The organism is Actinoplanes sp. L3-i22, from assembly GCF_019704555.1.
GTDB lineage: Bacteria > Actinomycetota > Actinomycetes > Mycobacteriales > Micromonosporaceae > Actinoplanes.
The window spans coordinates 1,996,369-2,019,548 of the sequence record NZ_AP024745.1; the positions used below are offsets into that span (position 1 = coordinate 1,996,369).

The following is a 23,180-nucleotide window of genomic DNA, read 5'->3' on the forward strand; positions in this document are numbered from 1 at the left end:
AGCATGAGTTTCGACGTCGAGCGGGTGCGCAAGGACTTCCCGATCTTCGAGCGGGAGGTGAACGGCCACCCGCTGGTCTACCTGGACAGCGCCAACACCTCGCAGAAGCCGGTGCAGGTGCTCGACGTCATGCGCGCGCACCAGGAGAAGCACAACGGCAACGTGTCGCGCTCGGTGCACACCCTGGGCACCGAGTCGACCGAGATGTACGAGGGCGCGCGGGCGAAGATCGCGAGCTTCATCGGTGCGGGCAGCCCCGATGAAGTGATCTTCACCAAGAACTCCACCGAGGCGATCAACCTGGTCGCGCACTCCGCCGGGCAGTTCCTCAAGCTCGGCCCGGGCGACGAGATCGTGATCTCCGAGATGGAGCACCACTCGAACCTGGTGCCCTGGCAGCTGCTCTGCGAGCGGACCGGGGCCACGCTGCGCTGGTTCGGCATCACCGACGAGGGCCGGCTCGACGAGTCCCAGCTCGCCGAGCTGGTCAACGAGCGCACCAAACTGGTCTCGGTCGCGCACATGTCCAACGTGCTCGGCACGATCAACGACCCAGCCGCGCTGGTGGCCCGGGCCCGTCAGGTCGGCGCGCTGGTCATGCTGGACGCCTCCCAGTCGGTGCCGCACTTCCCGGTGGACGTGCGCGCGCTCGGTGTCGACTTCATCGCGTTCACCGGCCACAAGATGCTCGGCCCGACCGGCATCGGCGTGCTGTGGGGCCGGTTCGACCTGCTCGCGCAGATGCCGCCGTTCCTGGCCGGCGGCTCGATGATCGAGACGGTCACGATGGCGAAGACCACGTTCGCCGCGCCGCCCGCCCGCTTCGAGGCCGGCACCCCGCCGATCACCGAGGCGATCGGGCTCGGCGCGGCGGTGGACTACCTGACCGGCATCGGCATGGACGAGATCCACCGGCACGAGCAGGAGATCACCGCGTACGCGCTGGACCAGCTCGCGGCGGTCCCCGGCGTGCGCATCTACGGCCCGGCGTCCCCGGTCAACCGGGGTGGCACCGTGTCGTTCGGCGTCGAGGGGGTACACCCCCATGACGTCGGGCAGATCCTGGACGCGCTCGGCGTCGAGGTGCGGGTCGGCCACCACTGTGCCCGCCCGGTCTGCGTGCGGTTCGGGGTGCCGGCGATGACCCGGGCCTCGTTCTACCTCTACACGACCACGGCCGAGATCGACGCCCTGGCGCGCGGTCTCGACCAGGTCCGGAAGGTGTTCGGCTGATGCTCGACGGGCTGTACCAGGACATCATCCTGGACCACTACAAGCACCCGCACGGACGTGGGCTGCGCGACCCGTTCGACGGGGAGGCGCACCACGTCAACCCGACCTGCGGTGACGAGATCACCATGCGGGTCAATCAAGATCTTTCCGAGATTTCGTACGACGGTCTGGGCTGCTCGATCAGCCAGGCGTCCGCGTCCGTGCTGCACGAGCTGCTGCAGGGCCAGGATGTCCACGACGCGTCGCGGATCCACCACGCGTTCGTGGAGCTGATGCAGAGCCGTGGCACCGTCGAGCCGGACGAGGACGTGCTCGGCGACGGCATCGCCTTCGCCGGGGTGGCGAAGTTCCCGGCTCGGGTGAAGTGTGCGTTGCTGCCGTGGATGGCATTCAAGGACGCGGCGGCCCGGGCCGGCGTCGAGGTGGGCGCGAGCCCGGAGGTGAAGGCATGAGCAGCGAGACCGATACCGTGACCCACGACCACTCCCATGACCACCACGGCCACGACCATGACCACCACGGCCACGACCATGACCACCATGGCCACGACCACGGCCACCACGGTCACTCGGACGACGGTGACACCGCGCGGACGCTGGCGGCCGCCCCGGCCGGCGTGACGTCGGCCGCCGACGACGAGGTGCCGAACTGGCTGGCCGAGGAGCGGGCCGCGGCCGCCGACGCCGGCGAGGTCGTCGAGGTCCCGGCGGCCGGTGTCTCGGCCGTCCCGGCCGTCGCGGAGACCGCGCCGGAGAAGACCGGGCCGGTCAAGAAGGCCACCCAGGACGAGGTCGAAGAGGCCATGAAGGACGTCGTCGACCCCGAGCTCGGGATCAACGTCGTCGACCTCGGCCTCGTCTACGGCACCCACGTCGACGACGACAACGTGGTCACGCTGGACATGACGCTGACGTCGGCGGCCTGCCCGCTGACCGACGTGATCGAGGACCAGACCCGGCAGGCGCTGACCACCGGCCCCGGTGGCGGCCTGGTCCAGGACTTCCGGATCAACTGGGTGTGGCTGCCGCCGTGGGGCCCGGACAAGATCACTGATGACGGTCGCGAGCAGCTCAGGGCTCTCGGCTTCAACGTCTGACCTGCTGGGTCGGGTCGGAAACGTACGTCCAAAGGGCGGCGCGCGAGAAGCGTGCCGCCTTTTGTCATTTTCCGGTGGTAGAAACCGGACATGACTCCGACTGCGCCCTTCCCCGAGCTGGTCACCCTGGTCGAGGAGCGGTCCGCGACGCTGCGGGCCGCCGCCGCGAGCGCCCCCGACATGGGTGCCCGGGTGCCCGGCTGTCCCGACTGGTCACTGCGTGACCTGGTCGCCCACCTCGGCGAGGTGCAGCGCTTCTGGGCGCTGGTGGTGACCGAGGCCGACCCGACCGGCCCGCCGCCGCGGGACCGCAAGGGCAGCACGTTCCCACAGAGCGACCTGCTCGAATGGTTCGGCGAGTCGACCCGGATGCTCGGGGCCGCCCTGCGCGCGGCCGGCCCGGACACGCCGTGCTGGGCGTGGTGGCCGGCGGGGGCGGCGCCGTACACCGCGGGGGCGATCGCGCGGCATCAGGTGCAGGAGACGGCCGTGCACGCGTACGACGCGCTGGAAGCCCTCGGCAAGCCGGAACCGCTGCCAGCCGGGGTGGCCGTCGACGGTGTCGGCGAGTTCCTCAGCACCTGTCTCGGGGCCCTCGGGGCGTGGCCGCACCGGCCGGCGCGGGTGCAGTTCCAGGCGATCGAGGGGCCGTCCTGGACGGTCGACCTCTCGCCGTCCGGGGCGACCGTGGACCCGGCGGCCAGCGGCGAGCCGGTGACCCGGATCCAGGGGACGGCCAGTGACCTGGTGCTGTTCCTCTATCGCCGGATCGCGCTGGAGGACGTCCGCATCGACGGGGACCGGGAGGTGGCCACCCAGCTCCGCACCTGGTCCCAGATCAACTGACCCGCCCGCGCCCGCGCCCCGCGTTCGCCCGCGTTTGCCTCGGACCGCGCCCGCCCGCCGCCTGATCCCGCCCGTGCCCGGCCTCGATCCGCGGCCGGGCCGTGCGGAAACTCCGGCATCGCGCCTGGTCAGGACCAGGCGCGATGCAGGGCCACCGCGAGCCGCCGCAGCCACGGCAACTCGTGCCCCTCGGCGACCAGCTCCGGATACTCCAGGGCGAAGTTGTCCCACTGCACATCCGGCCAGCCCAGCACCGACTGCGCGCTGAACTCGTCGGCCTCGCCCCCCAGCTCCGGCCGCATCAGGTCCCGGACCAGCGCGAGGTCGACACCGGTGTGCTCGGCCAGCAGCACCGCGTCGTACAGGTCCTTGCCCTGCGGATAGCGGTCGGTCGCCAGCCACAGCAGTTTCCAGGCCAGCGACAGCCCGGCGGTCGCCGCCGGCACCGGGCGCTGCACACCGGGCACCCGAACCAGCTCCGGCGGGATCGGCAACTCCTCGCCGAAGACCAGGTCGACCTGCACGGACCCGTCCGGGATGCCGCGCTGCTGGAACGGGATCACCAGGCGGAGACCGTCGGCCCGCTCGTAGGTCCAGATCGCGGACCGCCCGACCCGGTCCGGTCGCAGCCCGGCACCGGGCCGCTGAGCCAGCTCGGCGACGACCCCCTCGATCAGCGCCTGCGCCTCCGCACCGCCGCTGGTGACGGTGGCCGGCGTGACCACGAAGTCCAGGTCACCCGGCTCCCGGGCGGCCGCGCCGACCCAGGCCGGCATGGCGGCGCTGCCGCGGAGCACCAGATACCGCCCCCAGAATCCGCCGGCCAGCACGGTGAGGACGTGTCGCAGCGCGGCCCGCCGGGCGGCCCGCCAGCGCTCGCCGACCTCCGGATCGTCGAAGACCGGCTCGCCGGCCCGGTAGGCGTCGGCATGCTGCTTCAGCGCCGGGTCGAAGACCAGCCGCTGCAGCACGCCCGTGCGCTGCGGCACCGCGTGATAGGTGGCCGGGAAGTCGCGCGAGTACTCCGGAGCGATCCGGTCCCGGCGGTCGTCCCGCGCGGCGGCGGAGCCCGGCAGCCAGCCGCTGTCCAGCCGCAGGTTGTCGTCGAGCACCACGTACTCCTGCTCGACCGAGACCACCTCGTGCCCGGCCGCCCGCAGCGCGCCGGCCAGCAGCTCGAGCCGCTCCGACGCGACCGCCCGCCCGACCCGGTGGCAGCGCTGGTTGACGAACCGGACCTCGGCGCCGTCGGCCGACCTCGCCCGCGCGTTCCGCGACAGGCGGGCGCCGTGCGACTCGGCCAGCTCGGTGATCGGCCCGAGCTCGGTCCCGGCCGGCAGGCGCAGCTTGAGATGATGCTCGAAATATCGATACGCCGGCTCGCCGTGGACGTCGGACTCCTGCTGGGGCACCCCGACGGCCCACGGCGTCGCCTCGATCTTGGCGCGGATCGGCTCCAGCCCGGCCGCCCGCAGCCGGTCGCACCAGTCCTGCACGGCGACGACCTGGGCCATGAACGTGCCGCTGCCGTGCAGGGTCAGCATCGGCTGCGACGCCGACTCGCCCCGGTCCAGCTCGATGTGCAGGAACTTCACCCCGTGCTCGGCCGCGAACCCGGCCAGCGCCCCGGCCTGCCCGGCCGGCACGGTCACATGCGTCTCGAAGTCCCCCGATATCTCTGTCACGGCCGGGAGCCTAAGCCGTCCCTCCGACAATTTCGGCAAGATATCGAGCGGCGCGCATAGGATCCGGAGGTGGACACCTTCATCGCCCCCGATGGTCTCCGACTCGCTCTGCACCGCTCCGGCTCCGGCGAGCCGCTGGTGTGTCTCCCCGGTGGTCCGATGCAGGCCGGGACGTATCTCGGGGACCTCGGCGGCCTCTCCGCGCATCGGCTGCTGTTGATCCCGGACCTGCGCGGCACCGGCGACTCGGGTGCGCCGGCGGATCCCGCGACGTACCGTTGCGACCGCCAGGTCCCGGACGTCGAGGCGTTGCGCGAGCGGGTCCGCCTGGAGCGCTTCGACCTGCTCGGGCACTCCGCCGGCGCCAGCCTCGCGCTGCTCTACGCGGTCGCGCACCCGACCCGCGTGCGCCGGCTCGTGCTGGTCAACCCGAGCCCGCGCGCGGTGAACCTGGAGATCTCCGACACCGACCGGCAGCGGATCGCCGAGGCGCGGCGCGGCGAACCCTGGTTCCCGGAGGCGTTCGCCGCCCTCGAACGCGTGCGGACCGGCCGGGCCACCCCGGCCGACGGCCGCGCCCTCGCACCGTTCATCTACGGCCGCTGGGACGCGGAGACCCAGGCCTATTCGGCCCGCGAGGCAGGGCAGAAGAACAAGGTCGCGGCCGCGACCTACAACGCCGCGGGGGCTTTCAACCCCGATTGGGTACGGGCGGAGCTCGCCCGTCTGCCCGCATCCGTGCTGGTGATCGCGGGCGAGGCGGACATGCAGTTGCCGCCGAAGCACGCCGCCGAGTACGCGGGCCTGTTCCCGCACGCGGAAGTGGCGATGGTGCCGGACGGCGGCCACTTCGCGTGGCTGGACGACGCGGACTGGTTCGTACAGAAAGTCATCGGGTTCTTAAAAAATCGATCAACAGTGAGTTGATCACGTCGGGTCGCTCCAGACTCGGCAGGTGACCGGCCCAGTCGAGCTCGACGTGCCGCGCGTCCGGCAGAGTCGCGGCCAGGTGCAGCGCGATGTCCCGGAAATCCGGAAGGTCGTGTTTCCCGGAGACCAGTAGCGTCCGCGCGACGATCGTGGCCAGATCCCACTCGACGTCGATCTGCTCCGGCTCCGGCAGATCCGGTGGCTGCAGCTCGAAGACCCGGCGCTGCATGACCCGCACCGCGGCCCGCTGCTCCGGCCCGGCCGCGGGCCCGAGCCACTGCTCGACGTTCACCTCCACCGCGCCGTCGAGATCCCCGGCACTCAGCAGCGCATCCTCCCGCTCGGCGAACGCCCGCCGCTCGGCGCTCTTCGGAAACCCGGGCAGCGCCGAACAGAGCAGCACCAGCCCGGCGACCCGCTCCGGCCAGCGCGCGGCGATCTCCAGCGCGATCTGCCCACCCCCGGAGGCCCCGACCACGGTCACCGGCCCCTCCGCGACCAGCTCGACAACATCCTCGGCGTCGTTCCAGGGCGTCCCCGGGAGCGGACTCTCCCCAAACCCCCGGAAGTCACACCGAGTCACCCGGAACCCAGCCGCGACAAGCGCAGAAACCTGCGAATCCCACATCCGTCGATCACAGACGGTCGAGTGCAACAACAGGACACCGGGCCCATCCCCGGCCACATCACACGCAATCCTCATCCGATCGACCCTAGTGACAGCCCCCCTCCACCCGCACCCGGGTTCCAGCCCACCCAGCCCCACCAACCACCCAGCCCCGCCAGCTACCCCGCGCCAACCGCCCCGCCCCGCGCCAACCGCCCCGCCCCGCGCCAACCGCCCCGCCCCGCGCCAACCGCCCCGCCCCGCGCCAACCGCCCCGCCCCGCGCCAACCGCCCCGCCCCGCGCCAACCGCCCCGCCCCGCGCCAACCGCCCCGCCCCGCGCCAACCGCCCCGCCCCGCGCTGCCGGCCCGCCCCGCGCCGCCCAGCCCTGCCGCCGTGCCCCGCGCCGCCTCGCGCCGTGCCCCGCGCCGCCTCGCGCCGTGCCCCGGCGCCGTGCCCCGGCGCCGTGCCCCGGCGCCGTGCCCCGCGCCGCCCCGCGCCCCGCCGCGCCGCCCAGCCCTGCCGGCCCGCCTCGCGCCGCCTCGCCCCGCCGCGCCAACCGCGCCGCGCCGTCAAACGGCCTCGACCCCCTCCGCCGCCGATGGCTGGTGTCCGTCTCCAGGGCGTGCGTCGGCTGCGGGTGATGGGTGGCTGAGGCCGGCTTTCCAGGCGGCGTAGCGGCTGGGTGCGGTGGGCGACGCCGGATTGCGGTTCCTGGATGGCTGAGGTTGCCCTGTCGGCCGTATTTTATTTCGGCAACAATTGAGGTTGCATTACCAAAGTCGGCAACATTCGCAGGATGTGCTGAAGAATGGCGGGACAAGCGCTTACACATGAGCCTCGGCGGCTGCCATGATTGTTCTATGACGCAGCTATCATTGTTTAGTAGGAGCCAAATCAGTGGCCTGCGGGACCGGACAGCATTCCGCAATTATTCGGCAAGCCGCGACGAATTCCGCCGCGAACACGAAAGGCACCGAGCCTGGGGCCTGAAGCGCCGCCACGCCGAACGCCTACGCCAGATCCGCGCCCGAACCACCGCACCGCCAACCGCACCGCCAACCGCACCACCCGCCTCGGGCACCGTCGCACCACCTGCGACCGACCCCGCCGCGGATACCGCCGCACGACCCACCGACGGCCCCACTCCGCCCGCCGCCGTGCCGCCAGCCCCACCCCGGACATCGCCGCCCGCTGCCGCGCCGCCCGCTGCCGCGCCGCCCGCTGCCGCGCCGCCCGCTGCCGCGCCGCCCGCTGCCGCGCCGCCCGCTGCCGCGCCGCCCGCTGCCGCGCCGCCCGCTGCCGCGCCGCCCGCTGCCGCGCCGCCCGCTGCCGCGCCGCCCGCTGCCGCGCCGCCCGCTGCCGCGCCGCCCGGGGCTGTGCCGCGCGGGGCCGGCCTTGCCCCGGACGCTGCCTCTGTGCAGGACGCCGGGCCCCCGCAGGCTTCAGCCCTCGCGCATGGTGCCGGGCCCGCGCATGGTGCCGGCTAGCAGTTGTCCCCAACGCGAGCCATCCGGGCGGAGCCCGCGCGGCCCTGCGGAGCCCGCGCGGCCCTGCGGAGCCCGCGCGGCCCTGCGGAGCCCGCGCGGCCCTGCGGAGCCCGCGCGGCCCTGCGGAGCCCGCGCGGCCCTGCGGAGCCCGCGCGGCCCTGCGGAGCCCGCGCGGCCCTGCGGAGCCCGCGCGGACGGGAGCCGCCCGAGCGGCTCCTATGCGGCTCGCGCGGACGGGAGTCGCCTGGCGGGGCCTGCGCGGCCCGCGTGGCCCCACGCGCACGGGAGCCGCCCGAGCAGCTCCCGTGCGGCCCCGTGCGGACGGGAGCCGCCAGGGCTGAGCCCGCGCGGCCGGCAACCGATCGGCCGCAGGCCGGCACGTCCGTTGAGGCGGTCACGTCCGCTGACGCGCGTCCGTCGCCGGCCGGAAGCAGCGCCCGCGGGCGTGCGCCGAAATCGCCCACTCGAATTCCGTCGAAAACAAATTCCACCTACCGTCCCCCGAGGGGAAATGATTCCTCCCGTCTAGTGAAAGCTGCTGACACCTCCACCCTGAATGGCGAAATTTATCGCCACGACCCGCTGACTATTGACCCGGCCCCCAGTGGCCCCTCCGCAGACCATTATGGCAAATTCGGGAAGACCGCAGGGCCGCCTGTGGATAACCCATCGCCGCGGAAACAATCAGAGATGAGTCGTCCACAGATGACCCGCGAACCGCGATCACGGAGCCGAAGTGACCGGCTCGCGCCTCACCGGGTTCTTAAAACCGCAACCACCCACGGACATCGCCCTGGAGGGCTTCGCGTCCTGGGCGCGCCAGCGCCCTGCGAAGCCCGCAAGGGTCCCCGCGGGAGCGACGATCAGTTATCGGCCGCAGCCGAGGCAATGAAGAACTTGAATTTGATCCTCACGCCCCGCACCTTCCCGGCGACACACCGTCACAGATAGGGTCCGATCATGGCGACAGTCGCAGAACTGATCCTGATCAGACACGGGCAGAGCCTCGCGAACGTCCTCTTTCCGGAGGCCGATGCGCAGGAGCTGCTGGAGGTCGCCCTGAGCGGCCGCGATGCGGATGTCCCGCTGACCGATCTCGGTCAGCAGCAGGCCCGAGCGGTAGGCGCCTGGCTGGCCGCCCTGCCGGGCGATCAGCGCCCGGAGACGATTGTCACTTCGCCATATCTGCGGGCAAAAGAAACCTGGCGGCTAGCCGCGGAAGCCTCGGGCCTGGCGACCCCGGAGCCCCGGACGGACGACCGGCTCGTCGACCGCCTGCTCGGTGAGCTGGAGATGATGACCCGCGCGGCGATCGCGGCGCGGTATCCGGAGGAGGCCGAGCGGCTGTCCGAGTCCGGCATGTGGGAGTACCGGCCGCCCGGCGGCGAGTCGTTCGCCGACATCCGGGTGCGGCTGACCGCCTTCCTCGACGACCTGCACCGCGAGCACGCCGACCGGCGTGTGGTCGTGGTCGCGCACGACGCCGTGGTGCTGATGACCCGTGCGGTGCTCGAGGATCTGGACTGGGCCGAGCTGGCCGCGCTCGAACAGGCCGAGGGGTCGGTGCGGAATGCGTCGATCAGCCGGTTCGTGAACGACGGAAACAGTCTCAAACTTGACCGATACAACGTGATCGACCACCTGCCACCGGCCTGAACCATCGAAACGACATCGACGAGTATCTTCCAAAGATTTCTTTGCATGGATAGGTTGGGTCGATGCCCGCACCCTCCGGCGCGCCCGGTCCGCACACGTTGCGTGGCCTGGCGCACCCGCTCCGCGTCCGGATCCTCGCCCTCCTCCGCGAGCACGGCGCCTCCACCGCCACCCGCGTCGCGGAGCGGCTCGGCGAGTCGTCCGGAGCGACCAGCTACCACCTGCGCCAGCTCGCCGCCTATGGCTTCGTCGAGGACGTGCCGGGGCGCGGCGCCGGCCGGGAACGCTGGTGGCGGACCGTCGCGCGGCGCAACGACACCGCCCACCACCTGCGGGCGGCCGCGGCCGACGGCTTCCACCGGCTGCACGAGTTCCTCGGCGGCGCCGACGACATGCCACCCGAGCTGCTGGCCGGGGTCGCGATCGACGACCTCACCCTGCGGCTGACCCCGGCCCAGGCGGTGGAGCTGGTGTCCCGGATCCGCGCGCTGCTCGGCGACCTGCCCACCGAGCCCGGCAGCGAGGAGTTCGTCGTGCAGTGGCAGGTGTTCCCGCGGCTCGCCCCGCGGAGGCAGGCGTCGAGGAGGAACCAGCGGTGAGGCGCGGACTGGCCGGACTCCTCACGGCCGAGGCGATCTCCCTGCTCGGCAGCCGGATCACCTTCGTGGCGCTGCCCTGGCTGGTGCTGACCACCACCGGGTCGGCGCTGATGGCCGGCGTCGCCGGGTTCGCCGAGATGCTGCCCTACGTGCTCGCCGGCCTGCTCGGCGGCCCGATCGTGGACCGGGTCGGCCCTCGCTCGACCGCGGTCGCCGCCGACGTGGCCAGTGTGCTCGCGGTCAGCGGCATCCCGATCCTCGCGGCGACCGAGAACGTGTCGTACCACACCCTGCTCGGCCTGATCGCCGTCGCCGGAGCGCTGCGCGGCTTCGGTGACACGGCGAAGCGCGCCCTGCTGCCCCGGGTGATCGCCGGAGCCGGCCTGAGCACCGAGCGCGGCACCACCCTCTACGACGGGATCAGCCGCGCCGCCACCCTGCTCGGCCTGCCGCTGGCCGGCCTGCTGGTCGCCGCGGTCGGCCCGGCCCGGGTGCTGCTGGTCGACGCGGCGACGTTCGGCGTCTGCGCCATCCTGATCTCGGTCTACGTGCGCACCGGAGCGACCGCCCCGGTCCCGGCCGGGGAGGACGAGGGCGGCTACGCGGCGGCGCTGCGCTGCGGGTTCCGCTACGTCCGCCAGGATCGTCTGATCATCGGCATCATGTCGCTGCTGTTCGCGACGAACCTCTTCGACCAGGCGTTCGCGACCGTCTTCGTCCCGGTCTGGGTCCGCGAAGGCCCGCACGGCCCCGCCGCGTTAGGTGTCCTGGGCAGCGCTTTCGGCGCCGGCGCGGTGGCCGGCAACATCCTGTGGACGATCGTCAGCCCCCGCCTGCCCCGCCGCGCCACGTTCGCGGTCTGCTTCCTGCTCGGCGGCCCGGCGCAGCTGTTCGCCCTGGCCCTGTCCGACACGTTGTGGCTGGTCCTGGTGGTGGCCGCGGTCGCCGGCGCGCTGATGTCCACGATCAACCCGATCCTGCTGGCCGCCGTCTACGAACGAGTCCCGTTCCGCGTCCAGGGCCGCGTCATGAGCGTCCTCATCGCCTTCTCCTGGGCGGGCATCCCGCTGGGCGGCATCCTGGGCGGCTGGGCCGCCGACGAGCTCGGGCTGCGCACGGGCGCATTGCTCGCCGGAATCGGCTATCTCGCGGTCACCCTCGGCCCATTCCTCTTCTCCGCGTGGCATTCCCTCGACGAACATCGCGTGATCACCACAAAGACGCTGGTCACCGCAAAATAATCAAAATCAAGGTCCAGAAATTCATTGCCTCGGCTGCGGCCAATAACTGATCGTCGCTCCCGCGGGGACCCTTCCGGTCTTTGCTGGCCGCTGGCGCGTCCAAAACGCAAAGCCCTACAGGGCGACGTCCGAGGGTGGTCCCGCTTCAAAAGAACCCCGCCACCCGCCGGCCACTCCCGGCCCAGCCGCGCCTCACCCCGGGCCGGCTCCCGGAGACCCGCAAACACGACGAGACATCCCTGAGGCCCAGCCGAACAACGCGAGCGTCGCATGATGCGAACGAGATCGCCGGGCCGACCAGGAGTTTCTCGCTCGTCTGAGCTGACGGTAATTCGGTGGCCGGGCTGCTGGAGCGGCCCGCATGATGACGGCGTGATCGAGCTGAAGGCCTACCCCGCTGTCCTGATCGCTGCGGCCGAACGGCCCGCGCGACAGCAGCCGGCCGTCCGGGAAACGGCGGTGCCGAAGCAGCTGTCATGAGCGCCCGGTTCTCGAGCCGGGTTGCGGTCATGAATGGCTGGTCGTTTGCCGGGGAGCGGTCATGAGTGGCTGGTCGTTTGCCGGGGGGCGGTCATGAGCGCCGCGTTTCTGGCCGGGGTGGTGGCCGGGTATGGCATCGCGGTGCCCGTCGGGGCGATCGGGGCCCTGATCGCGGGGCTCAGCGCCCGGACGTCGCTGCGGGTCGGGGCCGCCGCCGGGATGGGTGCGGCCACCGCGGACGGGATCTACGCCGGCATCGCGGTGGCCGGGGGAGCGGCGGTGGCGAGTGTGATCGCGCCGGTCGCCGAGCCGCTGCGCTGGTTCGGGGCGGTCGTGCTGCTCGGGTTCGCGGCGTGGACCGCGTGGGGCGCGATCCGTGGGCCGGGAAGTGGCGAGCGGGCGGACCGGCCGACCACGGCGTTCCGTGCGTATGCCGGGATCCTCGGACTGACCCTGCTCAACCCGGCCACCGTGATCTACTTCGCGGCGCTGGTCCTCGGCAGCGGTGGTGCGGGCGGCGGTGTCTGGTTCGTGCTGGGCGCGTTCCTGGCCTCGGCGAGCTGGCAGCTCCTGATCGCCGGCGGCGGTTCGCTGGTGGGCCGCCTGCTGACCGGTCCCCGGGGTCGCCTGCTCACGGCGTTCACGTCCAGCCTGGTGATCGCCGTCCTGGCGATCCGGCTGGTCACCGGCTCCTGACCGGCCCGGCTGGTCATCGGCTTCTGACCGGCCCGGCTGGTTACCGGCTTCTGACCGGCCCGGCTGGTTACCGGCTCCTGACCGGCCGGCTGATCACCGGCTCCTGACCGGCCCGGCTGGTCACCGGCTCGCGGCGATCCGGCTGGGCATCGGCTGCTGACCGATCCGGCACCCGGTTCGAGGCCCGGATCAAAGGGTTGCGCGCGAGGATTCGTACCTTATAGGTGTTTTGATGCTTCTCGGATTGACAGCGGGGACAGGACGGCGGCGTGGGCGGTCAGGTAGGAGCGGACCGCGGCCGGGTCGGTGCGGGCGTAGTGGCGCAGCGCCCAGCCGATCGCCTTGCGGACGAAGAAGTCCCGGTGGCCGGCCTGCCGGGTGCAGTAGGTGAACAGCCGGGTCGTGTCGGTCTCCGTGCCGTAGTGCAGCTGGTGCAGGATCGCCGTGCGGACCAGCCACAGGTTCGCCGAGCCTGACCAGTCGTCCATCCGGCTGGTCAGGGCCGGGTGGCGGCGGACCAGGCCGCCGACGAAGCGGGTGGCGAGCGGGTCGATCGTGTCCCACCAGGACTTCGTGGTGATCAGCTCGTCGGCGACGGCGAGGAAGCCCGGGCCCGGGACCTTGACGTGGGTGACCAGGTAGTCGCAGGCGAACTGCTGGTACTCCCGCTCGTCGCGGGCCCAGCAGGCGCGGGCGATCGTGGCGAGCTCGGCCTCGGTCGGCCGCGGCAGGCCGGTCAGGGTGGCCCGGGCCGCGGATCGCCGCGCGCCGGCGCTCAGGCCGAGGAACGGGAACTGGTCCCGCATGTACGCCTCCATCGCCGGAGCACGCACGTCGTCCCGCCCGGCCTCGAAGTCGTTGGTCAGCCGCCCCATCAACGTCGTCGCCAGCCCAGAAGAACCGGCAAATCGACCAAAATCACCCGGCTCGGCAAGTCGCGTGGGCCCGGCAGGCGCCGCGGGCTCAGCCCCATCGGAGTCGGCCAGGCCGGCCGAGGTGGCGGTGCTGGCCGGGCCGGCCGAGGTGGCGGTGCTGGCCGGGCCGGCCGAGGTGGCGGTGCTGGCCGGGCCGGCCGAGGTGGCGGTGCTGGCCGGGCCGGCCGAGGTGGCGGTGCTGGCCGGGCCGGCCGAGGTGGCGGTGCTGGCCGGGCCGGCCGAGGTGGCGGTGCTGGCCGGGCCGGCCGAGGTGGCGGTGCTGGCCGGGCCGGCCGAGGTGGCGGTGCTGGCCGGGCCGGCCGAGGTGGCGGTGCTGGCCGGGGCGGGTGAGGTGGCGGTGCTGGTCAGGGCGGCTGCGGTGGCGGTGCCGCCCAGGGCGGCCGAGGTGGCGGAGCTGGCCGGGCCGTCAGCGGCGGCCGGGCGGGCGGCATCGGCAGCGGCGCCGGAAGAGCCGGAAGAGGACGTCCTCATGCCGCGGATCCTGCCACCGTAGTCTGACAAGAATGGGTGAACGGCCGGCCGCCGGCGGCGGGAAATGGGTGGACGTCGCACCGGAGCGGCTCGAACGCTGGCTGGTGAACTTCGCGGGCCGGCACGGGCCGTACCGGGAAACGGGTTTGACCTTGATCGCCGAGGACGGCGCGGAAGCGACGCTGCAGGCACCCCCGGGCGCGGGCGAGCCGGCGACCGTGGACGAGCTGATCGCCGCGGCGCACGCGAAGCGCCGGATCGGTTTGCTGCTCGCGCGCAAAGGGGCGGTCGCGGCCGGCGTCGCCGACGGCACCGAGCTGGTCTCCTCCAAGGTGGACACTCACTATGTGCAAGGACGGACAGCCGCCGGTGGCTGGTCGCAGCAGCGCTTCGCGCGCCGCCGCGACAATCAGGCCAAGGCGGCCACCGCGGACGGCGCCGGCATCGCCGGACGCATTCTTCTTCCCGAGGTACGCACGTTGACCGCGCTCGTGACCGGTGGCGACCGCGCCGCCGTCGACGCGATCCTGGCCGACCGCGCCCTCGCGCCGCTCGCCGAACTGCGCGCCGGCCGCCTGCTGGACGTCCCGGAGCCACGCCACGTCGTCCTGGTCAGCGCGGTAGCGATGGCCCGCGCGGTCCCGATCCTGATCCGAGAGCCGTAAGAGAAGCGAGCCGTAAGAGAAGCGAGCCGTAGAAACAGAGATCCGGCCGCCGTCCCGCGCCAGGTGCGGGTCGGCGGCCGGAAGTCACCGCGGGTGCAACGAGTCAGTCACCCTCTTTGACAGCCCCCGGAGCAAAGGTGTCGCACTGCTTCGGATCGCCCGAGTTGTACCCGGTACTGAACCACTTCTGCCGATCCGCCGACGTCCCGTGCGTGAACTCGGCCGGGTTGATCGTGCCACCGCCACGTTGCTGCAGTGTGTCGTCACCGATCTGCCCGGCGGTCTGGATGCCCTCCTGGATGTCCGTCGCGGTCAGGCTCTTGAAGATCTTCTGGCCCTTGGCGTCGGTGGTGCTGGTCGCGCCCTTGGCCCAGGCCCCGGCATAGCAGTCGGCCTGCAGCTCCAGCTTGACCGACTCGAGGTTGGCCTGGTCCGGATTCGAGTTCTGCGCCTGGCGCATCTTCGCCTCGGTGCCGAGCAGGTCCTGCACGTGGTGGCCGTACTCGTGGGCCAGCACGTACGGCTGCGCGAACTCGCCCGGAGCGCCGAGCTCCTTCGCCAGCTGCTGGTAGAAGGTCAGGTCGATGTAGACCTTGTTGTCGGCGGGGCAGTAGAACGGGCCGACGCCGGAGTCGGCGGCGCCGCAGCCGGTGCTGACCCGATTCGAGAAGATCTTGGTGGTGGCCTTCTCGTACTGCTTGCCGAACGCCTTGGGCAGCTCGGTGGCCCAGTATGCCTGGATCGAGTTGACGTAGAGGACGTTGCGGCAGTCCATCTGCTTGGTGGCGTCCGACTGCTTGCACTCGGACTCGATGGCCGCGTTGTCGCTGCTCGACGAGCCGCTGCCACCGCCCAGGTTGTTGATGCCGAAGTACCCGCCGACCAGGGCGAGCAGCACCGTGACGATGATGCCGGTCAGGCCACCACCACCGATCGGCAGGCCGCCGATGCCGCCTCCGCCACCGCCCGATCCACGAGCGTCCTCGACCTGACTGGTGTCGATCTCGGCGTTCTCATTGAGTTCCATGCCGTCCTCACTTCGCCACGGTTGCCAGGCGTGTACCCGATGATCTTGCCCGCTAATCGAGTGGGAGGTCGCACCGCCCGCCGGGTAGTATGGCCGCGTGCTGCTCTGCGAAGGCTGACCTGCCCAGCGCCGACCGTCCATCGGGATGGCCGGCGTTTTACTGCGCCCTGAGTCAGCCCCATCATCGAGAGCGAGAATTTTCATGATCACCGCCACCGGGCTCGAGCTCCGCGCCGGCGCGCGCATTCTGATCTCCCCGACCACCCTGCGGGTCCAGCCCGGCGACCGGATCGGCCTGGTCGGCCGCAACGGCGCCGGCAAGACCACCACGCTGAAGGTGCTGGCCGGCGAGGGCATTCCGTACGCGGGCCAGGTCGAGCGGACCAGTGAGATCGGTTACCTCCCGCAGGACCCGCGCACCGGCGACCTGAACGTGACCGGCCGCGACCGGGTGCTCTCCGCCCGCGGGCTGGACACCATCCTCTCCGAGATGCAGAAGCTCGAGGTGCAGCTCGAGGAGAGCTCCGAGGACAAGCTGATCCGCCGCTACGGCCAGCTGGAGGACCAGTTCTCCGCGCTCGGTGGCTACGGCGCCGAGGCCGAGGCCGCCCGGATCTGTGCGAACCTGGGCCTGCCGGACCGCGCGCTCGCGCAGACCATCGGCACCCTCTCCGGCGGTCAGCGCCGCCGGATCGAGCTGGCCCGGATCCTGTTCGCCAACTCCGGGCAGAACGGCAAGGGCATCCTGCTGCTCGACGAGCCGACGAACCACCTGGACTCGGACTCGATCGCCTGGCTCCGCGGCTACATGGCGCAGCACAAGGGCGGCCTGATCGTGATCAGCCACGACGTCGAGCTGCTCGACGCCGCGGTCAACAAGGTCTGGTATCTGGACGCCAACCGCTCGGTCGTCGACATGTACAACATGGGCTGGAAGACGTACCTGGAGGCGCGCGAGACCGACGAGCGCCGTCGCCGCCGGGAGCGGGCCAACGCGGAGAAGAAGGCCGGCGCCCTGATGGCCCAGGCCGACAAGATGCGGGCCAAGGCGACCAAGACGGTGGCCGCGCAGAACATGGCGAAGCGGGCCGAGAAGCTGCTCGGCGGCCTGGACGAGGTCCGGACGTCGGACCGGGTGGCGAAGGTCCGCTTCCCGAACCCGGCCCCGTGCGGCAAGACCCCGCTGACCGGGCACGGCCTGTCGAAGTCGTACGGCTCGCTGGAGATCTTCGCCGATGTCGACGTGGCCGTGGACCGCGGCTCCCGGGTCGCGATCCTGGGTCTGAACGGCGCCGGCAAGACCACCCTGCTGCGGATCCTCGGCGGCATGCTCAAGTCCGACACCGGTGAGGTGCGCGCCGGGCACGGCCTGCGGCTGGGCTACTACGCCCAGGAGCACGAGACCCTGGACGTGGACCGGACGATCCTGGAGCACATGCGCAGCGCCGGCTCCGAGCAGACGGACACCGAGCTGCGGAAGATCCTGGGCGCGTTCCTCTTCTCCGGCGACGACGTGGACAAGCCGGCCGGGGTGCTCTCCGGTGGTGAGAAGACCCGGCTGGCGCTGGCCACCCTGGTCTGTTCCGGGGCGAACGTGCTGCTGCTGGACGAGCCGACGAACAACCTCGACCCGGTCAGCCGGGAGCAGGTGCTGGACGCGATCGCCAACTATCCGGGCGCGATCGTGCTGGTCACCCACGACGCCGGCTGTGTGCAGGCGCTCAAGCCGGACCGGGCGATCCTGCTGCCCGACGGCGACGAGGACGCGTGGAGCGACGACCTGCTGGAGCTCGTCGAGCTCGCCTGACCTCGTTGCGGACGGCTGCCGGTGATCCTTGGATCATCGGCATCGTCAGTTGTCAACTGGTGCCCACACAGACAGTGCGATGTTCGGGCGTTTGCGGGCACGTCGGACTTGCGCCCGTACGCGCCGCACGTCCCGCACAGCCCCGTCACAGTGCATGCACAGCGTGTCCGTACGGTGTCGCACAGTGCTGCCTCGATCGAGTGTTTCTGCAGGTGATCGATGGTCTTGGAGAGGCTGCCGAGTCTCCGGGGGCGCCCCGTAAATGTCGCCCGCGCCGCTGTCAGCAAACAGTCTGACATTGATGCCCGTGGTAACCGTCAAGTTCCTGACAGTAATAAATGGGCACGTTCCTCGGCACGAGATGCCTGGCGCATGATCGTTGGAGGCGGTGTAATAGGTGGGACCGTATCTGACCGCACTGTCTGCGACGTGAGGATTCAAGATGGCAGCCACTGGCACAGCTACCAGTACTGAGAAGGGTCGTCGAATCGTCGGTAGCGAGCGGCAGTCGCTCGCCAAGGACCTGGTGAAGCGTTACACCTCGGGGGAGAGCATCCGGGCCCTTGCCGCTTCCACCGGCCGCTCCTATGGATTCGTCCACCGCGTGCTCACCGAATCGGGCGTGCAGTTGCGCCAGCGTGGCGGCGCCCGCCGTCGCAAGAAGGCGTGACAGCCGACAACGCCCAGCCGGTAAACACGTCAACGGCCGATGAAGTAGGCGTTCGCTACGAACAGGCCGGGCCGGTCGCGACGGTCTCGTTGTGCCGGCCCGACGTTCTCAATGCACAGACTCCGGCCATGTGGGCGGAGCTCAGCAACATTTCCCGGAAATTGCCTGGCGACGTCCGCGTCGTCATTGTGCGAGCCGAAGGCCGTGCGTTTTCGGCAGGCCTGGATCTGTCTGTTGCCAAGGGTGACAGCGATTCCTCACTGGCTCGTCTGGCGCAGTTGTCAGCCGCTGACTGCGCCGATCGGATTGCGGGGTTCCAGACCGCGTTCACGTGGTTGCGCAGTCCGTCCATCGTGTCCATCGCGGCGGTGCAGGGACATGCCATTGGCGCCGGCTTCCAGTTGGCGTTGAACTGTGACATGCGAGTGCTCGCCGAGGACGCACGGTTCTCGATGGCCGAGGTGAAACTCGGTCTGGTGCCCGATCTGGGTGGGACGAAACGACTCGCCGAGCTGGTCGGGCCGTCCCGGGCACTGGAGATCTGCCTGACCGGTCGGCGGATCCCCGCCGACGAGGCGGACCGGATCGGCCTCGCCACCGCCGTGGTGCCGCGGACCGAGCTGGACTCCGCGGTCGCCGACCTGACAGCCGCCGTGCTGGCCGGGGACGCGGGCGCGGTCGCCGAGATCAAGGGCCTGCTGGCCGGGGCACCCGGCCGGTCGTACGCGGAGCAGGACCGCGCCGAGCGGGAAGCACAGACCCGCCGGCTAGCGGAGTTGCTGGGGCCCGGAGAGTGAGAACCGCCCAGGGCAGCGGGGCGGTTCCCACCGAGGAATAGTGCTGTCACCTCCCGGGTTGCTGACTCCCGGGAGGTGACGGGTAAATGAGCATGACGAGCTGGAACATGCTGCGCTCGATCCAGAGTGCCGACCGGGTCGCGAAGCACCAGGTCACACCGGGCATCACACGACGGATCGCGCGTTTCGCCCAGCCCTACCGCCGGGACATCGCGGTGTTCCTGCTCGCCGTGGTGTTCGACGCCGGCATCGGCGTGGCCACCCCGCTGCTCGCCGGTGACGTGATCAACACGATCACCAAGGGCGGGTCGGAGGCGGCCGCCACGGTGATCCGGATCGCGCTGTTCATCGCCGGGCTCGCGGTCGCCGACGCGCTGCTCTCGCTCGCCCAGCGGTGGTACTCGGCGCGCATCGGCGAGGGGATCATCCTCAGCCTGCGCACCCGGGTCTACGACCACGTCCAGCGGATGCCGCTGCAGTTCTTCACCCGCACCCAGACCGGTGCACTGGTCAGCCGGCTCAACAACGACGTGGTCGGCGCGCAGCGCGCGTTCACGTCGACGCTCTCCGGGGTGCTCAGCAACGCCATCCAGCTGATCCTCACCGCGGTGGTGATGTTCAGCCTGTCCTGGCCGATCACCGTGCTGTCGCTGGTGCTGCTGCCGCTCTTCATCATCCCGGCCCGGCGGGTCGGCAAGCGGCTCGCCGAGATCACCCGGGAGTCCTACGACCTCGACGCGAAGATGAACGCGACGATGACCGAGCGGTTCAACGTGTCCGGGGCGCTGCTGGTCAAGCTGTTCGGCCGCCCGGAGGCCGAGGCCGCTAAGTTCGGCGAGCGGGCCGAGCGGGTGCGCGACATCGGCGTACAGCAGGCGATGTTCTCCCGGACCTTCTTCGTCGCGATGTTGCTGGTCGCGTCGCTGGCGCAGGCGCTGACCTACGGCGTCGGCGGCTGGCTCGCGGTGCACGGCGAGGTCTCGGCCGGCACCGTGGTGACGCTCGCGCTGCTGCTCACCCGGCTCTACGGCCCGCTCACCGCGCTGAGCAACGTCCGGGTCGACGTGATGAGCGCGCTGGTCTCGTTCGACCGGGTCTTCGAGGTGCTCGACCTGGAGCCGGGGATCGCCGAGAAGCCGGACGCGACGCCGATCCCGGCGGGCTCCGGGCGGATCGAGTTCCGGGACGTGCGGTTCCGCTACCCGAGCGCGGCCGAGGTGTCCCTGGCGACGCTGGAGGACGTGACCGCCCTGGACCGGACGGAGAACGCGCCGGTCCTGCACGGCGTCGACTTCACCGTCGAGCCGGGGCAGCTGGTCGCGCTGGTCGGCCCGTCCGGCGCCGGCAAGTCGACCACGTCGATGCTGGTCTCCCGGGTCTACGACGTCTCCGGCGGCGCGGTGCTGGTCGGCGGCGTCGACGTGCGCGACGCGACCCTGGACTCGCTGCGGGACACCGTCGGCGTGGTCACCCAGGACTCCCATCTGTTCCACGAGACGATCAAAGAGAATTTGGCGTACGCCCGTCCCGGCGCCACCGAGGACGAGATGTGGGCCGCCCTGGACGGCGCGCAGGTCGGTGACCTGGTCCGGGACCTGCCGGAGGGGCTGGACACCGTGGTGGGGGAGCGCGGCTACCGGTTCTCCGGCGGCGAGAAGCAGCGGATCGCGATCGCCCGGCTCCTGCTCAAGCAGCCGTCGATCGTGATCCTCGACGAGGCCACCGCCCACCTGGACAGCGAGTCCGAGGCGGCCGTGCAGCGGGCCCTGTCCGCGGCGCTGAAGGGCCGGACCGCGCTGGTCATCGCGCACCGGCTCTCCACGATCCGGGAGGCCGACCTGATCGTCGTGCTCGAGCACGGCCGGGTCGTCGAGCGGGGCACGCACGAGGAACTGGTCGAGGCCGGCGGGCTGTACTCGGATCTGTACCGTACCCAGTTCGCCACCCCGGCGCTTACCGTGGAGCCGTGACGGGTCTCCTGGTCTTCGCGGTGGTGCTGGCGGTCCTGCTGTGGGCGTTCGCCCGCTTCGGGAGCTGGGTGAAACGCAAGGGCATCGGCGGCGGCATCATGGGGCCGATCGACGAGGTGTGGCGCCCCAGCGCGGACCGGTCGCGCCGGGAGACCGCCATCCACGAGCAGCGGGTGCTGCCGCCGCGGCCGGGCGACGACAGTCCTCAGTAGAACGCTGCTTCCCGCAGGGCGCCGAACTCGCGGATCAGGTCCGGGAGCTGGAAGTGCGCGTTCAGGCCGCTCGGGTTCGGCAGCACCCAGACCGGGACGCCGCCGACCGGGTCCGGCTGGCGGCCGATCTTCGCCTTGGGGCGCGCGAACGCGGTCCGATAGGCGGTGACGCCGAGCACGGCCAGGAACCGGGGCTGCTCACGGCGTACCAAATCGGCAAGAAGGTCTCCACCAGCGACCAGTTCCCGCGGGGCGAGCTCGTCGGCGCGGGCGGTAGCCCGCGCCACGACGTTGGTGATGCCGAGACCCAGCGCGGGCAGCAGATGCTGCTCCGAAGGATGCAGCAGGCGATCGGTGAAACCGGCGCCGTGCAGCGTCGGCCAGAACCGGTTGCCCGGGCGCGCGAAGTGATGACCGGTCGCCGCCGAGTAGAGGCTCGGGTTGATCCCGGAGAACAGCACCCGCAGGTCCGGCCCGACGAGATCCGGAATGGTCCGCCCACCGGCGGCCGCGACCTCGGCCGCCGAAGGCTTGACGAAATCGGTCACAGGGCGCGCAGGGAGCCGCCGTCGACCGGCACCACGCAGCCGGTGATGTAGCTCGCGGCCGGCGACAGCAGGAACGCCGCGACCCGGCCGAACTCGGACGGCTCGCCGATCCGCCGGACCGGGATCTTCTCCGACACCTCCGCCGCGGCGGTCGCCGGATCGCCGGTGAGCTGGAACAACTCCCGGTTCCGGTCGGTCATGAACCGGCCCGGCATGATCCCGAGCACCCGGATGCCGCGCGGACCGTACTCGTCGGCCATGTCCTTCGCGGCCATCGCCAGCCCCGGGCGCAACCCGTTGGACAGGCCCAGCCCGGTCAGCGGCGCCTTGACGGAAGTGGACAGCACCAGGCCGATCGCACCGCCCTCGGGCAGCGCCGACGCGAACGTCCGCACCGCGCGCACCGAGCCCAGGAACACCGTCTCGAACGCGGCCCGCCACTGGTCGTCGCTCATGCTCGCGGCCGTGCCCGGGGCCGGCCCGCCGACCGAGATCAGCGCCCCGTCCAGCCGCCCGAACCGCTCGGTCGCGGTGTCCACCAGCTCGCGCGGCGCGTCCGGATCGGTCAGGTCGGCGGTGACCCCGACGGCGTTCTCCGCACCGAGCTGGTCGATCGCGTCGGCGATCTTGTCCGCGTCGCGGGAGGAGATCACCACCCGGGCACCGTCGTCGATCAGCGCCTGCGCGGTGGCGAGACCCAGCCCCCGCGAGGCGCCGGTGAGGATGAAGACACGATCGGCCAGCCCGAGATCCATGCCGCCTATCCTCCCAGAGCGGCGGCGGTGGCCGCGTCGGCCGGGAGGAACGCCTCGATCGCCAGCTCGGCGAGGGTCACGTCGCGGGGCGTGCCGAGCACCGAGGTCATGGTGAAGAAGCTGAGACCGGCGTACCGGAACGGGATGACGACCCCGAGCGGCCCGCCGGCGATCTCGCCGCCCGGATATCCGCCCAGCTCGGCGCGGAGATCGCGGAGCACCGGATCGGCGGTCGCGGCGATCTGCCGGTCCAGCCGGTGCAGCAGGTGCGTGCGCCACTCGGCCAGGTTCCCGGTCCGCGGCGCCAGGCCGTCCGGGTGCAGGGCCAGCCGCAGCACGTTCACCGGCGGCTCCAGCAGCTCCGGCGCGCAGTCCTCGGTGAAACGCGTCACCGCCGGGTTCGCGTCGATCATCGTCCAATGCCGATCGACCAGGACCGCCGGATTCGGCCCGTGCCCGGCCAGCACCTGCCGCAGCCCGGTCAGGATCTCCGCCAGCGGCGGACCACCCAGGTCCGATTCGGAATAGGCCGGCGCGAAACCGCCGGCCAGCAGCAACTCGTTGCGACTGCGCAGGGGTACGTCCAGCTGCTCCGCCAACCGCAGGATCATCTCCCGGGTCGGCCGGGACCGGCCGGTCTCCACGAAGGACAGATGCCGCGCCGAGACACCGGCCCGGCCGGAGAGGTCGAGCTGGCTCAGTCGCCGTTCGTCCCGCCAGGTCCGCAACAACTGCCCCACGTCGCTCATGCCGTGAGCCTATTA

The 23,180-nt window shown here is 71.5% G+C and carries 23 protein-coding genes; 16 read left to right on the forward strand and 7 right to left on the reverse strand.

Features of this window, described 5'->3' with window-relative positions; all coding sequences use genetic code 11:
- Positions 1 to 3: 3 nt before the first annotated feature.
- From L3i22_RS09160 to L3i22_RS09175, 4 genes are all read left to right on the forward strand, one after another.
- Positions 4 to 1,233: a cysteine desulfurase gene (locus tag L3i22_RS09160; protein ID WP_221326535.1), complete on the forward strand. Its 1,230-nt coding sequence runs from the start codon at positions 4 to 6 to the stop codon at positions 1,231 to 1,233.
- The gene (gene sufU / locus L3i22_RS09165) at positions 1,230 to 1,685 is read left to right on the forward strand and encodes a Fe-S cluster assembly sulfur transfer protein SufU (protein WP_221329872.1); all 456 of its coding nucleotides are present in this window, start codon (positions 1,230 to 1,232) and stop codon (positions 1,683 to 1,685) included. Before L3i22_RS09160 ends, sufU begins: the two co-directional genes overlap by 4 nt.
- A 200-nt stretch (positions 1,686 to 1,885) precedes the next feature.
- Positions 1,886 to 2,329, forward strand: a complete 444-nt coding sequence (locus L3i22_RS09170) for a metal-sulfur cluster assembly factor (RefSeq protein WP_370644533.1) — start codon at positions 1,886 to 1,888, stop codon at positions 2,327 to 2,329.
- Positions 2,330 to 2,419: 90 nt separating this feature from the next.
- On the forward strand, positions 2,420 to 3,175 hold the full coding sequence (locus tag L3i22_RS09175; protein WP_221326536.1) for a maleylpyruvate isomerase family mycothiol-dependent enzyme: 756 nt from the start codon (positions 2,420 to 2,422) through the stop codon (positions 3,173 to 3,175).
- A gap of 128 nt (positions 3,176 to 3,303) precedes the next feature.
- On the opposite strand, the gene L3i22_RS09180 is transcribed toward L3i22_RS09175, so the two are convergent.
- Positions 3,304 to 4,860 (reverse strand): nucleotidyl transferase AbiEii/AbiGii toxin family protein, encoded by a 1,557-nt coding sequence (locus tag L3i22_RS09180; RefSeq protein ID WP_221326537.1) that lies wholly within the window; start codon positions 4,858 to 4,860, stop codon positions 3,304 to 3,306.
- 69 nt (positions 4,861 to 4,929) lie between these two features.
- On the opposite strand from L3i22_RS09180, the gene L3i22_RS09185 reads away from it, so the two are divergent.
- Positions 4,930 to 5,787 (forward strand): alpha/beta fold hydrolase, encoded by an 858-nt coding sequence (locus L3i22_RS09185; protein ID WP_221326538.1) that lies wholly within the window; start codon positions 4,930 to 4,932, stop codon positions 5,785 to 5,787.
- On the opposite strand, the gene L3i22_RS09190 is transcribed toward L3i22_RS09185, so the two are convergent.
- Positions 5,750 to 6,493 carry an alpha/beta fold hydrolase gene (locus L3i22_RS09190; protein WP_221326539.1) on the reverse strand — a complete coding sequence of 248 codons (744 nt, stop codon included), beginning with the start codon at positions 6,491 to 6,493 and terminating at the stop codon, positions 5,750 to 5,752. The genes L3i22_RS09185 and L3i22_RS09190 overlap by 38 nt on opposite strands.
- A 2,354-nt stretch (positions 6,494 to 8,847) precedes the next feature.
- On the opposite strand from L3i22_RS09190, the gene L3i22_RS09195 reads away from it, so the two are divergent.
- The 4 genes from L3i22_RS09195 to L3i22_RS09210 all read left to right on the forward strand — a co-directional run bounded on the left by L3i22_RS09195 (position 8,848) and on the right by L3i22_RS09210 (position 12,559).
- On the forward strand, positions 8,848 to 9,543 hold the full coding sequence (locus L3i22_RS09195; RefSeq protein WP_221326540.1) for a histidine phosphatase family protein: 696 nt from the start codon (positions 8,848 to 8,850) through the stop codon (positions 9,541 to 9,543).
- Between the two features lie 62 nt (positions 9,544 to 9,605).
- The gene (locus L3i22_RS09200; protein WP_221326541.1) at positions 9,606 to 10,142 is read left to right on the forward strand and encodes a transcriptional regulator; all 537 of its coding nucleotides are present in this window, start codon (positions 9,606 to 9,608) and stop codon (positions 10,140 to 10,142) included.
- A complete protein-coding gene (locus L3i22_RS09205; protein WP_255658067.1) occupies positions 10,139 to 11,383 on the forward strand; it encodes an MFS transporter in 1,245 nt (414 codons plus the stop codon). Before L3i22_RS09200 ends, L3i22_RS09205 begins: the two co-directional genes overlap by 4 nt.
- 573 nt (positions 11,384 to 11,956) lie before the next feature.
- The gene (locus L3i22_RS09210) at positions 11,957 to 12,559 is read left to right on the forward strand and encodes a LysE family transporter (RefSeq protein ID WP_221326543.1); all 603 of its coding nucleotides are present in this window, start codon (positions 11,957 to 11,959) and stop codon (positions 12,557 to 12,559) included.
- A 218-nt stretch (positions 12,560 to 12,777) separates the two neighbouring features.
- Here L3i22_RS09210 and L3i22_RS09215 read toward each other — a convergent pair whose 3' ends face one another.
- The gene (locus L3i22_RS09215; RefSeq protein ID WP_221326544.1) at positions 12,778 to 13,434 is read right to left on the reverse strand and encodes a DNA alkylation repair protein; all 657 of its coding nucleotides are present in this window, start codon (positions 13,432 to 13,434) and stop codon (positions 12,778 to 12,780) included.
- Between the two features lie 121 nt (positions 13,435 to 13,555).
- Here L3i22_RS09215 and L3i22_RS09220 point away from each other — a divergent pair, with 121 nt between their 5' ends.
- Positions 13,556 to 13,987: a hypothetical protein gene (locus L3i22_RS09220; protein ID WP_221326545.1), complete on the forward strand. Its 432-nt coding sequence runs from the start codon at positions 13,556 to 13,558 to the stop codon at positions 13,985 to 13,987.
- 10 nt (positions 13,988 to 13,997) lie between these two features.
- On the forward strand, positions 13,998 to 14,630 hold the full coding sequence (locus L3i22_RS09225; protein WP_221326546.1) for an acVLRF1 family peptidyl-tRNA hydrolase: 633 nt from the start codon (positions 13,998 to 14,000) through the stop codon (positions 14,628 to 14,630).
- 103 nt (positions 14,631 to 14,733) lie between these two features.
- Here L3i22_RS09225 and L3i22_RS09230 read toward each other — a convergent pair whose 3' ends face one another.
- On the reverse strand, positions 14,734 to 15,657 hold the full coding sequence (locus L3i22_RS09230) for a neutral zinc metallopeptidase (RefSeq protein ID WP_221326547.1): 924 nt from the start codon (positions 15,655 to 15,657) through the stop codon (positions 14,734 to 14,736).
- A 202-nt stretch (positions 15,658 to 15,859) separates the two neighbouring features.
- Between L3i22_RS09230 and L3i22_RS09235 the strand changes: the two genes are divergently transcribed.
- The 5 genes from L3i22_RS09235 to L3i22_RS09255 all read left to right on the forward strand — a co-directional run bounded on the left by L3i22_RS09235 (position 15,860) and on the right by L3i22_RS09255 (position 21,113).
- A complete protein-coding gene (locus L3i22_RS09235) occupies positions 15,860 to 17,464 on the forward strand; it encodes an ABC-F family ATP-binding cassette domain-containing protein (protein ID WP_221326548.1) in 1,605 nt (534 codons plus the stop codon).
- 442 nt (positions 17,465 to 17,906) lie between these two features.
- Positions 17,907 to 18,134: a helix-turn-helix domain-containing protein gene (locus tag L3i22_RS09240; RefSeq protein WP_014441759.1), complete on the forward strand. Its 228-nt coding sequence runs from the start codon at positions 17,907 to 17,909 to the stop codon at positions 18,132 to 18,134.
- Positions 18,131 to 18,931: an enoyl-CoA hydratase/isomerase family protein gene (locus L3i22_RS09245; RefSeq protein ID WP_221326549.1), complete on the forward strand. Its 801-nt coding sequence runs from the start codon at positions 18,131 to 18,133 to the stop codon at positions 18,929 to 18,931. Before L3i22_RS09240 ends, L3i22_RS09245 begins: the two co-directional genes overlap by 4 nt.
- A 92-nt stretch (positions 18,932 to 19,023) precedes the next feature.
- Positions 19,024 to 20,901 carry an ABC transporter ATP-binding protein gene (locus L3i22_RS09250; protein ID WP_221329874.1) on the forward strand — a complete coding sequence of 626 codons (1,878 nt, stop codon included), beginning with the start codon at positions 19,024 to 19,026 and terminating at the stop codon, positions 20,899 to 20,901.
- Positions 20,898 to 21,113 (forward strand): hypothetical protein, encoded by a 216-nt coding sequence (locus L3i22_RS09255; protein ID WP_221326550.1) that lies wholly within the window; start codon positions 20,898 to 20,900, stop codon positions 21,111 to 21,113. The genes L3i22_RS09250 and L3i22_RS09255 overlap by 4 nt, the downstream gene beginning before the upstream one ends.
- On the opposite strand, the gene mug is transcribed toward L3i22_RS09255, so the two are convergent.
- The 3 genes from mug to L3i22_RS09270 are packed head-to-tail and all read right to left on the reverse strand — an operon-like array spanning position 21,107 to position 23,165.
- Positions 21,107 to 21,661, reverse strand: a complete 555-nt coding sequence (mug, locus tag L3i22_RS09260) for a G/U mismatch-specific DNA glycosylase (protein ID WP_255658068.1) — start codon at positions 21,659 to 21,661, stop codon at positions 21,107 to 21,109. The two genes, L3i22_RS09255 and mug, sit on opposite strands and share 7 nt — an antisense overlap.
- A complete protein-coding gene (locus L3i22_RS09265; protein ID WP_221326551.1) occupies positions 21,658 to 22,416 on the reverse strand; it encodes an SDR family oxidoreductase in 759 nt (252 codons plus the stop codon). Before L3i22_RS09265 ends, mug begins: the two co-directional genes overlap by 4 nt.
- Before the next feature lie 5 nt (positions 22,417 to 22,421).
- Positions 22,422 to 23,165, reverse strand: a complete 744-nt coding sequence (locus L3i22_RS09270; protein WP_221326552.1) for a helix-turn-helix domain-containing protein — start codon at positions 23,163 to 23,165, stop codon at positions 22,422 to 22,424.
- Positions 23,166 to 23,180: the final 15 nt, after the last annotated feature.

What these genes read in the sequence shown, in the direction of transcription:
- L3i22_RS09160 (WP_221326535.1), top strand. Translation starts at nt 4, where the DNA reads ATGAGTTTCGACGTCGAGCGGGTGCGCAAGGACTTCCCGATCTTCGAG.
- L3i22_RS09175 (WP_221326536.1), top strand. Translation starts at nt 2,420, where the DNA reads ATGACTCCGACTGCGCCCTTCCCCGAGCTGGTCACCCTGGTCGAGGAG.
- L3i22_RS09190 (WP_221326539.1), bottom strand. Translation starts at nt 6,493, where the DNA reads ATGAGGATTGCGTGTGATGTGGCCGGGGATGGGCCCGGTGTCCTGTTG.
- L3i22_RS09195 (WP_221326540.1), top strand. Translation starts at nt 8,848, where the DNA reads ATGGCGACAGTCGCAGAACTGATCCTGATCAGACACGGGCAGAGCCTC.
- L3i22_RS09200 (WP_221326541.1), top strand. Translation starts at nt 9,606, where the DNA reads ATGCCCGCACCCTCCGGCGCGCCCGGTCCGCACACGTTGCGTGGCCTG.
- L3i22_RS09210 (WP_221326543.1), top strand. Translation starts at nt 11,957, where the DNA reads ATGAGCGCCGCGTTTCTGGCCGGGGTGGTGGCCGGGTATGGCATCGCG.
- L3i22_RS09215 (WP_221326544.1), bottom strand. Translation starts at nt 13,434, where the DNA reads ATGGGGCGGCTGACCAACGACTTCGAGGCCGGGCGGGACGACGTGCGT.
- L3i22_RS09225 (WP_221326546.1), top strand. Translation starts at nt 13,998, where the DNA reads ATGGGTGAACGGCCGGCCGCCGGCGGCGGGAAATGGGTGGACGTCGCA.
- L3i22_RS09230 (WP_221326547.1), bottom strand. Translation starts at nt 15,657, where the DNA reads ATGGAACTCAATGAGAACGCCGAGATCGACACCAGTCAGGTCGAGGAC.
- L3i22_RS09235 (WP_221326548.1), top strand. Translation starts at nt 15,860, where the DNA reads ATGATCACCGCCACCGGGCTCGAGCTCCGCGCCGGCGCGCGCATTCTG.
- L3i22_RS09240 (WP_014441759.1), top strand. Translation starts at nt 17,907, where the DNA reads ATGGCAGCCACTGGCACAGCTACCAGTACTGAGAAGGGTCGTCGAATC.
- L3i22_RS09250 (WP_221329874.1), top strand. Translation starts at nt 19,024, where the DNA reads ATGACGAGCTGGAACATGCTGCGCTCGATCCAGAGTGCCGACCGGGTC.
- L3i22_RS09265 (WP_221326551.1), bottom strand. Translation starts at nt 22,416, where the DNA reads ATGGATCTCGGGCTGGCCGATCGTGTCTTCATCCTCACCGGCGCCTCG.
- L3i22_RS09270 (WP_221326552.1), bottom strand. Translation starts at nt 23,165, where the DNA reads ATGAGCGACGTGGGGCAGTTGTTGCGGACCTGGCGGGACGAACGGCGA.